Genomic DNA, 12,922 nt, shown 5'->3' with positions numbered 1-12,922 from the left:
CGGGCGGTAGCGCTATCATCCTGCCGAACACGGAGGATGCCATGACCTATCGCCCGGCGGATGACCGCTATTCCCGCATGATCTATCGCCGTTGCGGCCACTCGGGGCTGAAGCTTCCGGCGGTCAGCCTTGGCCTTTGGCACAACTTCGGCCACGATACCCCGCATCAGGTCAAGCGTGACATCTGCCGCACTGCCTTTGACCTTGGGATTACCCATTTCGATCTGGCCAACAACTATGGCCCGCCTCCCGGCAGCGCCGAAGAGGCATTCGGAGAAATTCTTCGCACCGATTTCGCGGGCTACCGGGACGAGCTGATCATCTCGTCCAAGGCGGGCTATGATATGTGGGCCGGGCCCTATGGCGAATGGGGCAGCCGCAAGTATCTGATTGCCTCGTGTGATCAGTCGCTGAAGCGGATGGGTCTCGATTACGTCGATATCTTCTATTCCCACCGTTTCGACCCGGAAACGCCGCTGGAAGAGACGATGATGGCGCTGGATCACATCGTTCGTTCGGGCCGTGCGCTGTATGTCGGGATTTCCAGCTACAACAGCCAGCGCACCCGCGAGGCGGTGGCGATCCTGAAGGATCTGGGCACGCCGCTGCTGATCCATCAACCCAGTTACAACCTGCTGAACCGCTGGGTGGAACGCGACGGGCTGAAGGACACGCTGGCCGATCTGGGCGTCGGCTCCATCGCCTTCACGCCGCTGGCGCAGGGGATCCTGACCAAGAAATATCTGGGCGGTATCCCGGCGGGCAGCCGCGCCGCGCAGGGCAAGAGCCTTGCGCCCGAAACCATCACGCCGCGCGCGCTGGACAGCGTGCGGGCGCTGGATGCGCTGGCGCAAAAGCGCGGGCAGACGCTGGCGCAGATGGCGATTGCCTGGGTTCTGCGCGACGGTGGTATTACCACTGCGCTGATCGGGGCGTCGAAACCCGAACAGGTGGTCGATTGCGCGGGCGCCATCGGCAACCTGACCTTCACGCCCGAGGAGCTGGCCGAGATCGACCGCATCGCCTCGGACGAGGATATCAACCTCTGGGCGAGGTCGTCCGAGGCCGTGTAACCCGAATTGACGCTGCACGCGGTTCTGGCAGATTGCGTGCAGCGATTCGTGAGGGGTGACATGGCAACGGTATCAGTGACCGGCGATCTGGCCGGGTTGAGCGACAAGCTTCTGTCTGGATACGGCAATTCGACGGTCTATCTGGGCTATGGCCGGGCGATTTCCGTCCATATCGGCGATTTCTACTATGCGGGCTTGTCGGGCAATGGTGTAGTGATCGAGCAAAGCGGCGATGCGGCCCTGAGCGGCAGTTTCAGCTATGCGGCGCTTACGCATTTTGCCGCTGGTTTTACCACTCTGCTGAAAATCGACGGCTTTCGTGTTGATGCGGACAGCGTGTTTCCGCTGCACCATCGCGATGCAGGCGGGGTCTATGTGACCTATGGCCGGTCGGCACTGGTGCGCGCTGTCAACGCGCAAAGCTACGAGGTGACGGGTTCGGCCGGTGACGACACTCTTGCCCCCGGCAGCCTGTTCCTGCTGCGCGGTAATGACCGGCTGGACGGGCTGGGGGGCAATGACACCCTGTCTGGCGCGAATGGTTCCGATACGCTGTTGGGCGGCGCTGGCCGCGATGTGCTTTCTGGCGGGCGGGGCGGTGACAGGTTGCAAGGTGGCGCGGGCAATGACGCGCTGTCAGGTGACGACGGTGCCGACCGGCTGGAGGGCGGGGTGGGGCGCGATGTGCTGACCGGCGGGCGCGGGGCCGATCTGTTCGTGTTTGGCGCGCGCAGCGGTGCCGATACGATCACCGACTTTCAGGACGGCATCGACCATCTTTCGGTGCGTGGTGGTTACGGTCTGACCCAGAAGGCCGCGGGCGTTCTGGTGGAGCATGGCGATGGCACCGTCTTGCTGAAGGGCCTGACGCTTGACCAGATCGGAGCCGGGGACTTCCTGTAAGCCTTAGCGCCCCGCGCGGATACCAACGGAATAATCCGCCCCTTCGGGCAGGGCCTTCGCGCGGTCCGAAATCACCGCGCGGGCACGGATATCTTCCAGCGTACCCTCGTCGGCCAGAACGCCCATGCGGTAAAGCCAGTCGGGCAGATAGCCTGACAGCAGCAGGCTGCGGTCCAGCGGCAGATCGGGGTTCAGCACGCGCGTCAGTTGCCAGACAACGGTGGTGCAATTGGCAGTGACCGTATTATACCAGCGCGGCTTTTCGTTCAGTGCATTGCCCAGTTCGACATATCGCAGGAACACAGCGCGCAACTGCTCTGGCGTCAGGCGCAGGGGATACAGTCTCACTTCCTCGCCGCGAAAGTTGGTGCGCAGTTTGACCACATCCGCCTCGTCGGCTGCGATCAGTGACAGTTCGAACTGGCGGAAGAAGCCGCCGATGCTGCTGAAGGCCTCGCCTTTCTCGCGACGGATCTCTACCGAGAACACCACATGGCGGCCATCGGCAAAGCCGAAGCTGACCAGGAGATGCGCGATTTTCGGACTGTCCCAGACCGAAGTGATCATGTCGGCCCCGGTCAGTTGCGACAGATCGTAGCTGCGGGTTTCCCAGAGCTCGGTGGCATGGGCGGCATCGGTCCAGCGGAAGGCGCGGACGTTGTGCAGCGTCACCTTGTCCCCCTCGATATCGCCCTGCACGATATGGGCGACATCAGGCGCCCAGTCGCGGTTCTGCTGTGGGTGCAGGCTCAGATACCAGCCACCGATCACCAGCGCGGACAGCGCAAGTGCGCTCCACCCCCAGCCGGGGCCAAGCCTGGCCCAGACCACCCCGGCGACCAGCAGCGCGAAAGCCGCCATCGCGACGGGACGGGCCTGCGGAAACTGCACCCAGAGCGCGGTGCCCGCCCAGGCCGACCCCAGAAGCAGCAGCGCCCAGAACAGCACGGCTTTCACCGCTTCACGCTCGCGGTGACATAGTTCACCGAAAGGTCGCGGGCCGACAGGCTCCAGTTCCAGCTGACGGGGTTGAACACCATACCTTTGCGATCCACCGGGTCGAGACCGGCGCGGCGGATCAGGTCGTAAAGCTCGTCCGGGGTGATGAACTTGGCCCAGTCATGCGTGCCTTTCGGCAGCCAGCGCATCACCCACTCGGCACCGACAATGGCCATGGCAAAGCTCTTGGCGTTGCGGTTCAGGGTGGAACAGATCATCAGCCCGCCGGGTTTCAGCAGGGTCTGACAGGCTGTCAGATAGGCCAGCGGATCGGCCACATGCTCCACCACCTCCATGTTCAGCACCACGTCGAACTGTTCGCCCGCCTCGGCCAGCGCCTCTGCCGTGGTGTTGCGATAGTCGATCGTCAGACCCGACTGTTCGGCATGAAGCTGTGCCACAGGAATATTGCGCGGCGCCGCATCGGCGCCCACCACATCGGCACCGAGTCGCGCCATCGGTTCCGACAGAAGCCCGCCGCCACAGCCGATATCGAGGATGCGTAGCCCCGCGAACGGCTGCGGATGGGTCAGATTGCGGTCGAACTCGGCCGAAATCTGGCTGGTGATGTAATGCAGCCGGCAGGGGTTCATCTGGTGCAGCGGCTTGAATTTTCCTGACGGGTCCCACCATTCGGCGGCCATCGCCTCGAATTTCGCGACTTCACCGGGGTCGATGGTGGTGGACATGGCATTCTCTCCCGTGGCGGAATGGTTCCGGGCGGTTATATAATACGATCATGGATCACAGATCAGGCCAAAAGCGCGCAGTCGAGTATCTTTATCCGCCGGTCGAGCCTTTCGACCAGCGCCAGATCGACATGGGCGACGGGCATCGCATCTATGTGGAACAATGCGGCCGCCCGGATGGGGTGCCGGTTCTGGTGCTGCACGGCGGGCCGGGCGGCGGGTGCAGCCCGGCGATGCGGCGCTATTTCGACCCCGAGGTTTACCGGGTGATCCTGTTTGACCAGCGCGGATGTGGCCGCTCGCGCCCGACGGCGGCGGTGGCGGCGAACAGCACCTGGCATCTGGTGTCAGACATCGAGACAATCCGCGAATTGCTGGGGATCGACCGTTTCGTGCTGTTCGGCGGCAGCTGGGGGGCGACGCTGGCGCTGATCTATGCGATCACCCACCCGGACCGTGTGCGCCACCTGGTGCTGCGCGGTGTGTTTCTGGGCACGCGGTCGGAACTGGACTGGTTCTATGGCGGCGGGGCGGGGGCGTTCTTCCCCGATCTCTGGGCGCGGTTTGTCGAACCGATCCCCGAGGCAGAGCGGGGGGATATGATTGGCGCTTACCACCGTCGCCTGTTTTCCGGCAACCTGCTGGAAGAGATGCGCTTTGCCCGTATCTGGGCACAGTGGGAAAACGCGCTCGCCTCGGTCAGCACCGAGGGGGCCTGGCACGAAAGCCCGTCAGACTACGCCCGTGCCTTCGCGCGGCTGGAGAATCATTATTTCGTCAATGGCTGTTTTCTGGAAAGCGATGGCTGGATCTTGCAGAACCGGGACCGGATCGAGCAGATCGGTGCCACCATCGTGCAGGGCCGCTATGACATGATCTGTCCGCCCGCCGCCGCATGGCGTCTTGCGCAGGGCTGGCGGCGCTGTGATTTGCGCATGGTGGGCATGGCCGGGCACGCTCTTTCGGAACCGGGGATCTCTGCCGGGCTTGTATCCGTGATGAACGGGCTTCGGCCGCTGATGAAAGATCTGTAGATGGATGGCACACTTCCCTTTGACTGGGGGCTTTTCGCGTTGTTCCTGGGGGCGAGCCTGGCCGCCGGGCTGACCGGCTGGATGTTCAAGCCGGGGGACTGGTACGAAGGGCTGGTGAAACCCGACTGGCGACCGAAGAACTGGATGTTTCCGGTTGCCTGGACCACGATCTACGTCCTGTCCAGCCTTGCGGCCACGCGGGTTGCGGGGCAACCCGGCAACGCTTTTGCCATGGGCTTCTGGGCCTTGCAGATCGCGCTGAATACGCTGTGGACGCCGACCTTCTTCGGTGCGCGCCGCATGGGCATGTCGGTGCTGGTGATGCTGGCGCTGTGTTTTGCCGTACTGGGGATGCTGTGGACCTTCTGGGGTCTTGATGGCTTGGCCTTCGTTCTGATCCTGCCCTATGCCGCGTGGCTCTGTCTGGCGGCGCCGTTGAACTGGCGCGTCTGGCGTGACAATCCGGCGGGCGGTGCGGGCGTCTGACCGCCCGCACGCGGATTCCTCAGAACATGAAGTTTCCCGCATCCTGCAACTGGCCCAGTGAAAGGCCGGTCACGACGATATGGATTGCCCCCATGTCGATGCGGGTTTCGGTGGCGCCGAGGCTGGTGAAGGTAAGGTCCGTAAGGGAATCCGCCCCCGCGATCTGGATGCGGTCCGCCCCGGCGGTGAAGCCTTCGATCCGGTCGGTGCCGCTGCCGGCACTGAATACGAAGACATCATTGCCGCCGCCGCCCAGCAGCGTGTCATTGCCTGCCCCGCCGATGAGCGTGTCATTCCCCAGACCGCCGGTCAGCCGGTTTGCCAGCTCGTTCCCCTCAATCCGGTCCGCGCCTGCGGAACCCTGCACATTCTCGAACCCGGTCACGGCCAGATAGCCCTTGCCCGCGCCGTCGATGTTGCCGTTCTTCGCGGCGGGATTCTGCCAGGCGCCGAGGTTGTTCAGCGTGATCACCACGCCTTTTGAGAACTGGCTCAGATCCAGGGTGTCGACACCCTGACCACCGGACAGCAGCAACCCGTTGGCCGGGTCTTGCGCCTGCACGATCACCCTGTCGTCACCCCCGCCCAGCCGCAGCGTACCGACGCCGCCCTTGGCCAGCGTCACGGTGTCATTGCCTTCGCCGGTGCTGAGGCTGTCCACCCAGCCCGCGCCGGTGCGCACCAAATCATTGCCGCCGCCGGTCGTTACCGACCCGGCTCCGCCCGCGCCGAGGCTGATGGTGTCGGCGCCGTCGCCGGTGGCGATATGATCCACCCAACCGGCTGCGGTTTTCACCTTGTTGATGCCGTTACCCAGAGAAAGCGTGTTCACCTGCGCAGTGCCGGACAAGGTGACGGTATCGTTGCCCTCATAGCTCTGGATCGCGCCGATCCAGCCGCCCTTGAGGATGAACTTGTTGTTGCCGCCTCCCGCCGCGATCTGGTTGATGTTGCCCGAGGTCACGGTGAAACTGTCGTTGCCGTCATAGGCGATGACCGAGTTCACCTGCTCCCCGCTCATGCGGAAGCTGTTGTTGCCGTCGCCGAGATCGGCCTGGTTGACACGACCGTTTCCGGTGATCGTCAAAGTGTCCTTGTTGGAGCCGAGCGAAACCTGCTCGACCCTGCCCGCGACGCTCACCTTGTCGATGCCGCCGGAGAAGCCAATGCTGCGCACTTCGCCGCCTGCGCCGATGGTGACTGTATTTGTGCCGGAGAAGCTGGTGATCGCGCCGACAAACCCGCCGCTGACGACAACCTTGCTGGTGCCCGATCCCAGGCTGACGCTGTCGGCCCCGCCCTTCAGTTCGAAGGTGTTGTTGCCGTTGGAACGGATGGAGCCGACATAGCCCGAGCCACCGATGAAGGTGTTGTTGCCCTCGTCGAAGTCGATGAATCCGACATAGCCGCTGCCGCCGGTCACGGTGTCATTCCCCTGGCTCAGCATCAGCGTCTGAACCGCGCCGTCGCCCAGCGTCACTTTGCTTTGTCGCGCGTCATAAAGCTCGACATGCTTGGTCTGCTGCGACCCCAGCGACAGGGTGACATTCGAATCCGCGCCACCGCTCAGGTAACGGATGCGGGTGTCGTGCAGTGTGATGTTCACATTTCCGTCCGAGGGCAGCTGCACAAGATCCAGCCGCCGCCCGACAACACCGTCATTCGCATCGGTGATCGTCAGCGACAAAGGGGTGCCCGGCGCGGAACTGTCAAAGGAAAGGCGCCGGATGGTCCAGGGCTGGCCGGACAGTTTCAGCGACAGGCTGTCGGATGTGCCGGTCGATTCGTTGTTGATGTAGACGGAGCTGATCTGGCGCTCATCCCAGTTGAAACTGAAGCCGAAGGCAGAGAACGCAGTTGCCCCGTTGAGGGTGATCATGCGCTTGGACATGGGAAACTCCGTAAAGAAAATGGAACCAGAGGCTTGGGGTCTTGCAGGCGGCAGAAATACGGCGCCGCAGCGGCCTCAGGCTATCAGTGCCGTGCCCGGCCCACAATCGGCTTGAGGAGGCCTCTGGCATTCCGCCTTGCTTTCCGGGGCGGAACGGCCTATATGGCTCTCAACAGCGGCGCTGACGGGTCCAAACCGTCGGCCCATCGAAAGATGTAAACGGGCCGCTCGAGCCCGTTTTTTGCTTTTTGGAACCCGGATGACCGATCTCATCGCCAAGACCGCCATCGACCGCCGACTGGCCGACATTGTCGGCCCGGTCATCGAAGGGCTGGGATTCGAACTGGTGCGCATCCGCCTGATGGGCGGCAAGACGCGGACCCTGCAAATCATGGTGGACCGCCCGGATGGCGGGATCGAGGTGGACGAATGTGCCGCCGTCTCCACCGCCGTTTCGGCCCTGCTGGACGTCGAAGACCCGATCGAGGACAATTATGTGCTTGAGGTCTCGTCCCCCGGCATCGACCGCCCGCTGACCCGCCTGAAGGACTTCGACATGTGGGTCGATTACGAGGCGCGGCTGGAAACGACCGAGTTGATTGATGGCCGTCGTCGCTTCAAGGGTGTGCTGCAAGGCACTGAAGGCGACGAGGTACTGATCGAGATCGAGGAAGGCGGCGAGACGCTGACCATCGGGCTGCAATTCGACTGGCTGTCGGATGCCAAGCTTCTGCTGACCGACGAACTGATCGCCGAGGTTCTGCGCCAGCGCAAGGAAGCCGGCGTCATCGACGAATCGAAGTTCGACGAGATCGAAGAAACCGAAGGGGATGAGGACGACGACCTCGAAACCCCCGCGACGAAACACTGACAGGCCAAGAGGACATCATGGCGATTACGTCTGCGAACCAGCTGGAGCTTCTGCAAACCGCCGAGGCGGTGGCGCGCGAAAAGATGATCGACCCGGATCTGGTGATTCAGGCGATGGAGGAATCCCTCGCCCGTGCCGCCAAATCGCGTTACGGCGCCGAACTGGACATCCGCGTCAAGATCGACCGCAAGACGGGCCGCGCCACCTTTGCCCGCATCCGCACCGTGGTGCCGGACGAGGAATACGAGAATCACCACGCCCAGCTGACCGTCAAGCAGGCCAAAACCTATCTGAAAGACCCGCAGGTCGGGGACGAGGTGATCGACGAGGTTCCGCCCGTGGATCTGGGCCGTATCGCCGCGCAAAGTGCCAAGCAGGTTATCCTGCAAAAGGTGCGCGAGGCCGAGCGTGACCGTCAGTATGACGAATTCAAGGATCGCAAGGGCACCATCATCAACGGTGTGGTGAAGCGCGAGGAATATGGCAATCTGATCGTCGATATTGGGCGGGGCGAAGGCATCCTGCGCCGGAACGAGAAGATCGGCCGCGAAAGCTATCGCCCGAATGACCGTATCCGCTGCTACGTCAAGGATGTGCGCCGCGAGACCCGTGGCCCGCAGGTCTTCCTGTCGCGCACCGATCCGCAGTTCATGGCGGAACTGTTCAAGATGGAAGTGCCGGAAATCTATGATGGCATCATCGAGATCAAGGCCGTCGCCCGTGACCCGGGTTCGCGCGCCAAGATCGCCGTGATCAGCTATGACAACTCCATTGACCCTGTGGGTGCCTGCGTCGGTATGCGCGGCAGCCGTGTGCAGGCCGTGGTGAACGAGCTTCAGGGCGAAAAGATCGACATCATTCCCTGGAACGGCGATACCGCCACCTTCCTCGTGAACGCGCTGCAACCTGCCGAGGTCAGCAAGGTCGTGTTCGACGAGGAGGCAGGCAAGATCGAGGTCGTGGTGCCGGACGAACAGCTTTCGCTGGCCATCGGTCGCCGCGGTCAGAACGTGCGTCTGGCCTCGCAGCTGACCGGGCTGGACATCGACATCATGACTGAGGCCGAGGAATCGGCGCGTCGTCAGGCCGAATTCGCCGAGCGTACGAAACTCTTCATGGATACCCTTGATATCGACGAGATGATGGCCCAGCTTCTGGTGGCGGAAGGCTTCACCAATCTGGAAGAAGTGGCCTATGTCGATCAGGACGAGCTTCTGTCCATCGACGGTTTCGATGAAGGCACCGCCGAGGAACTGCAAGCCCGCGCCCGCGATTACATCGAGGAACAGAACCGCAAGGCCATCGAGAATGCCCGTGCACTGGGCGTTGATGACAGCCTGTTCAACTTCGAGGGGCTGACACCCCAGATGATCGAGGCGCTGGCGAAGGACGGCATCAAGACGCTGGAAGATTTCGCCACCTGCGCCGATTGGGAACTGGCTGGCGGCTGGACGACCGAAAACGGCCAGCGCAAGAAAGATGACGGCGTGCTTGAGAAGTTCGAGGTCTCGCTGGAAGAAGCGCAGACCCTGATCATGACGGCGCGCGTCATGCTGGGCTGGGTCGACCCGACCGAACTGGCAGCGGCCGAGGCTGAAGACGAAGAGGGCGACGCCGAGGAGGCCGAGGCCTGAGCCTCGGGTTTCCCATGACGCGCGGCGGCCGCAAGGACGACAGGGACGGCCCGGAACGGCGATGCATCGTTTCGGGTGACTCCGGGCCGACGGCCGGGTTGATCCGTTTCGTCGCGGGGCCGGATGGCGACGTGGTGCCCGATCTGCTGGGCAAGCTGCCGGGCCGGGGCTTCTGGGTGACTTCCACCCGCGAGGCGCTGGACCGTGCGGCGGCAAAGGGCCTGTTCTCGCGTGCGGCGCGGACCAGGGTTACGCCGCCCCCGGCGCTGGCGGACCTCATTGAGGCGATGCTGGCGAAGCGCGTGGTCGAACTGTTGAGCCTCGCCCGCAAGGCGGGGCTGGCGGTGACCGGGTACGAGAAGGTGAAGGGCTGGCTTGTGGATGGCACGGCGACCGTGCTGATCCAGGCCAGTGACGGGTCGGAACGGGGCAAATCGAAGCTCCGCCCGCCCGCGAAGACGGGGCTGTTCATCGGCTGCCTGACCGGACAGGAAATCGGTTTGGCTTTTGGCCGCGAAAGTGCCATACACGGCGCGCTTGCGGCTGGTGGACTCAGCGACCGTGTTGTAGAGGAAGCGGCAAGGCTGGCAGGGCTCCGGGGTGGAGTCGCAGGCCAGCATGACGGCGGCGAGACCGCCGGAGAGGATACGAAGACGGTATGAGCGATACGGACGGTAAAAAACCCCTCGGGCTTGGTGGCGGCGCTGGCAAGCGCCCGGGTCAGGTGAAGCAGAGCTTCAGCCACGGCCGGACCAACACCGTGGTGGTGGAGACCAAGCGCAAGCGCGTGGTGGTGCCGAAGCCCGGCACCGCAGGCGGTGCCGCAGGTGGCGGCTCGGCCTCGCATCTGGGCGATCCGTCGAAGCGCCCCGCCGGGATCTCCGACGCCGAGATGGAACGGCGCCTGGCTGCGCTGCGCGCCGCCAAGGCCCGTGAGGCCGAGGATACCGCGCGCCGCGCCGAGGAAGAGCGTCAGCGCGAGGAAGATCGTCAGCGCCGCCGCGAGGAAATCGAGGCGAAGGAGCGCGAAGAGCGCGAGCGCGAAGCGGCCATCAAGGCCCGTCAGGAAGAAGAAGAGCGTCAGGCGCGTGCCGAGGCGGAGGCCAAGGCTGCCGCTGCCGCGCAGCGCAAGGCTGATATTCTTGGCACCAAGTCGCGTGCGCAGATCCAGCGCGAGCAGGAAGAAGCGCGTGCCGCAGCCGAAGCCGCCAAGCCTGCCGCGAAATCGCGTGAGGCCGCCCCGGCTGCCCCTGCGACCGAGGAAGAAGCACGCGGCGCTGCCAAACAGCCCGCAACGACTGTCAGCCCGCGCAAGACTGACCGCGAACGCGAAGAGCGTGATCGGGACCGTGGTGCCAAGGGCAAGGGCGATGATGGCCGCCGTTCCGGCAAGCTGACCCTGACTGCCGCGCTGGATGGCGAGGGCGGGCGCACCCGCTCGCTCGCCGCGATGAAGCGCAAGCAGGAAAAGGCCCGCAACAAGGCCATGGGATTCGGTCAGAAGGCCGAAAAGCAGGCCCGCGACGTGCAGCTGCCTGAAACCATCGTTGTCAGCGAACTGGCCAACCGGATGGCGGAACGCGCCGCCGACGTGGTCAAGGCGCTGATGAAGATGGGCATGATGGTCAACATGAACCAGACCATCGACGCCGATACCGCCGAAATCATCATCGAGGATTTCGGTCATCGCGCCGTGCGCGTGTCGGATTCCGATGTGGAACAGGTCATCGACACCGTCGAAGACAAGGCCGAGGATCTGGAATCGCGTCCGCCGATCGTGACCATCATGGGTCACGTCGACCACGGCAAAACCTCGCTGCTGGATGCGATCCGCAAGGCCAACGTCGTGTCGGGCGAGGCCGGTGGCATCACCCAGCACATCGGTGCCTATCAGGTGAAGACGCCGAATGGTTCGCTGGTCTCATTCCTCGATACGCCCGGTCACGCGGCCTTCACGTCGATGCGGGCCCGTGGCGCGCAGGTGACGGATATCGTGATCCTGGTGGTCGCGGCCGATGATGCCGTGATGCCGCAGACGATTGAAGCCATCGCCCACGCCAAGGCGGCGAAGGTGCCGATGATCGTCGCGATCAACAAATGCGACAAGCCGGATGCCAACCCGCAGAAGGTGCGCACCGACCTGCTTCAGCACGAAGTGGTGGTCGAGGCGATGTCGGGCGACGTGCAGGATGTCGAGGTTTCTGCCAAGACTGGCAAGGGCCTGAATGACCTGCTGGAAGCCATCGCTCTGCAGGCCGAGATCCTTGAACTGAAGGCCAACCCGAATCGCCCCGCCATGGGCGCGGTGATCGAGGCCAAGCTGGATGTCGGTCGCGGCCCGGTTGCCACCGTTCTGGTGCAGAACGGCACGCTGAAACGCGGCGACATCTTCGTCGTGGGCGAGAAGTGGGGCAAGGTTCGTGCGCTGATCAACGACAAGGGCGAAACCGTCACCGAAGCCGGACCGTCGGTTCCGGTCGAGGTGCTGGGCCTGAACGGCACGCCCGAAGCCGGTGACGTGCTGAACGTGGTGTCGACCGAGGCGCAGGCGCGCGAGATCGCGGATTACCGCGAACAGGCCGCCAAGGACAAACGCGCCGCTGCCGGTGCCGCGACCACGCTGGAACAGCTCATGGCGAAGGCGAAGGCCGATGCCGATGTGGCGGAACTGCCGGTGCTGGTGAAAGCCGATGTGCAAGGTTCTGCCGAGGCCATCGTTCAGGCGCTGGAAAAGATCGGCAACGACGAGGTGCGCGTGCGCGTGCTGCACTATGGTGTGGGTGCGATCACCGATACCGATGTGGGTCTGGCCGAAGCCTCGAACGCGCCGATCATCGGCTTCAACGTCCGGGCGAATGCGACCGCGCGCAACGCGGCGCAGCAGAAGGGCGTGGAAATCCGCTACTACTCGATCATCTATGACCTGATCGACGACATCAAGTCGGCAGCCTCGGGGCTGCTGAAGGCCGAAGTGCGCGAAAACTTCATCGGTTACGCGCAGATCAAGGAAGTCTTCCGCATCACCGGCGCGGGCAATGTGGCGGGTTGTATCGTCACCGAGGGCGTTGCGCGCCGTTCGGCTGGTGTGCGCCTGCTGCGCGACAACGTGGTCATCCACGAAGGCACGCTCAAAACGCTCAAGCGCTTCAAGGACGAGGTCAAGGAAGTGCAGTCCGGTCAGGAATGTGGCATGGCCTTCGAACGCTACGAGGATATCCGGGCGGGCGATGTCATCGAGATATTCGAACGCGAGGAAGTGCAGCGCTCGCTGGCCTGAGGTCAGTGGCGCGCAAAGCAAAAGGCCGGGCAAACTGCCCGGCCTTTTGCTTTTTCATCGGTTGT

Annotated in this window: 11 protein-coding genes; 8 read left to right on the top strand and 3 right to left on the bottom strand. The window is 63.7% G+C overall.

What is annotated here, in order from left to right:
- Positions 1-41: 41 nt before the first annotated feature.
- Entirely contained in the window at positions 42-1,073 is a 1,032-nt protein-coding gene (gene mgrA / locus C8N34_RS09515) for an L-glyceraldehyde 3-phosphate reductase (protein WP_054301368.1), read from the top strand.
- A 60-nt stretch (positions 1,074-1,133) separates the two neighbouring features.
- Positions 1,134-1,976, top strand: a complete 843-nt coding sequence (locus C8N34_RS27125) for a calcium-binding protein (protein WP_108128700.1) — start codon at positions 1,134-1,136, stop codon at positions 1,974-1,976.
- A gap of 3 nt (positions 1,977-1,979) precedes the next feature.
- Here the strand turns inward: C8N34_RS27125 and C8N34_RS09505 are convergent, their stop codons facing one another.
- Together C8N34_RS09505 and ubiG are read right to left on the bottom strand one after the other, a co-directional pair.
- Positions 1,980-2,933: an Lnb N-terminal periplasmic domain-containing protein gene (locus tag C8N34_RS09505; RefSeq protein WP_242013814.1), complete on the bottom strand. Its 954-nt coding sequence runs from the start codon at positions 2,931-2,933 to the stop codon at positions 1,980-1,982.
- Complete coding sequence (gene ubiG, locus C8N34_RS09500) at positions 2,930-3,664, bottom strand: bifunctional 2-polyprenyl-6-hydroxyphenol methylase/3-demethylubiquinol 3-O-methyltransferase UbiG (protein ID WP_108128699.1); 735 nt, start codon at positions 3,662-3,664, stop codon at positions 2,930-2,932. The genes C8N34_RS09505 and ubiG overlap by 4 nt, the downstream gene beginning before the upstream one ends.
- Before the next feature lie 50 nt (positions 3,665-3,714).
- On the opposite strand from ubiG, the gene pip reads away from it, so the two are divergent.
- Positions 3,715-4,698, top strand: coding sequence for a prolyl aminopeptidase (gene pip, locus C8N34_RS09495; protein ID WP_108128698.1), 984 nt, complete (start codon positions 3,715-3,717; stop codon positions 4,696-4,698).
- Positions 4,699-5,184, top strand: a complete 486-nt coding sequence (gene tspO, locus C8N34_RS09490) for a tryptophan-rich sensory protein TspO (protein ID WP_054301364.1) — start codon at positions 4,699-4,701, stop codon at positions 5,182-5,184.
- Positions 5,185-5,203: 19 nt separating this feature from the next.
- Here the strand turns inward: tspO and C8N34_RS09485 are convergent, their stop codons facing one another.
- Positions 5,204-7,075, bottom strand: a complete 1,872-nt coding sequence (locus C8N34_RS09485; RefSeq protein WP_108128697.1) for a calcium-binding protein — start codon at positions 7,073-7,075, stop codon at positions 5,204-5,206.
- A 259-nt stretch (positions 7,076-7,334) separates the two neighbouring features.
- Here C8N34_RS09485 and rimP point away from each other — a divergent pair, with 259 nt between their 5' ends.
- From rimP to infB, 4 genes are read left to right on the top strand one after another with little or no spacing between them, the layout of a single operon-like run.
- Positions 7,335-7,946, top strand: a complete 612-nt coding sequence (rimP, locus tag C8N34_RS09480; RefSeq protein WP_054301444.1) for a ribosome maturation factor RimP — start codon at positions 7,335-7,337, stop codon at positions 7,944-7,946.
- Positions 7,947-7,963: 17 nt separating this feature from the next.
- Positions 7,964-9,580: a transcription termination factor NusA gene (gene nusA / locus C8N34_RS09475; RefSeq protein WP_054301362.1), complete on the top strand. Its 1,617-nt coding sequence runs from the start codon at positions 7,964-7,966 to the stop codon at positions 9,578-9,580.
- Positions 9,581-9,594: 14 nt separating this feature from the next.
- A complete protein-coding gene (locus C8N34_RS09470) occupies positions 9,595-10,242 on the top strand; it encodes an RNA-binding protein (RefSeq protein WP_108128696.1) in 648 nt (215 codons plus the stop codon).
- A complete protein-coding gene (gene infB / locus C8N34_RS09465) occupies positions 10,239-12,857 on the top strand; it encodes a translation initiation factor IF-2 (RefSeq protein ID WP_108128695.1) in 2,619 nt (872 codons plus the stop codon). The genes C8N34_RS09470 and infB overlap by 4 nt, the downstream gene beginning before the upstream one ends.
- The last annotated feature ends 65 nt before the right edge of the window (positions 12,858-12,922 follow it).

This window comes from Gemmobacter caeni (assembly GCF_003054195.1).
GTDB classification, from domain to species: domain Bacteria; phylum Pseudomonadota; class Alphaproteobacteria; order Rhodobacterales; family Rhodobacteraceae; genus Gemmobacter; species Gemmobacter caeni.
Note: the sequence above shows the minus strand (reverse complement) of the source record. Positions and strands in the feature narration are given on the sequence as shown.

Excerpts from the sequence above, each read along its gene's own strand:
- nusA (WP_054301362.1), top strand. The coding sequence starts at position 7,964 with ATGGCGATTACGTCTGCGAACCAGCTGGAGCTTCTGCAAACCGCCGAG.
- infB (WP_108128695.1), top strand. The coding sequence starts at position 10,239 with ATGAGCGATACGGACGGTAAAAAACCCCTCGGGCTTGGTGGCGGCGCT.
- ubiG (WP_108128699.1), bottom strand. The coding sequence starts at position 3,664 with ATGTCCACCACCATCGACCCCGGTGAAGTCGCGAAATTCGAGGCGATG.
- C8N34_RS09485 (WP_108128697.1), bottom strand. The coding sequence starts at position 7,075 with ATGTCCAAGCGCATGATCACCCTCAACGGGGCAACTGCGTTCTCTGCC.
- C8N34_RS09470 (WP_108128696.1), top strand. The coding sequence starts at position 9,595 with ATGACGCGCGGCGGCCGCAAGGACGACAGGGACGGCCCGGAACGGCGA.
- tspO (WP_054301364.1), top strand. The coding sequence starts at position 4,699 with ATGGATGGCACACTTCCCTTTGACTGGGGGCTTTTCGCGTTGTTCCTG.
- pip (WP_108128698.1), top strand. The coding sequence starts at position 3,715 with ATGGATCACAGATCAGGCCAAAAGCGCGCAGTCGAGTATCTTTATCCG.
- mgrA (WP_054301368.1), top strand. The coding sequence starts at position 42 with ATGACCTATCGCCCGGCGGATGACCGCTATTCCCGCATGATCTATCGC.
- rimP (WP_054301444.1), top strand. The coding sequence starts at position 7,335 with ATGACCGATCTCATCGCCAAGACCGCCATCGACCGCCGACTGGCCGAC.
- C8N34_RS27125 (WP_108128700.1), top strand. The coding sequence starts at position 1,134 with ATGGCAACGGTATCAGTGACCGGCGATCTGGCCGGGTTGAGCGACAAG.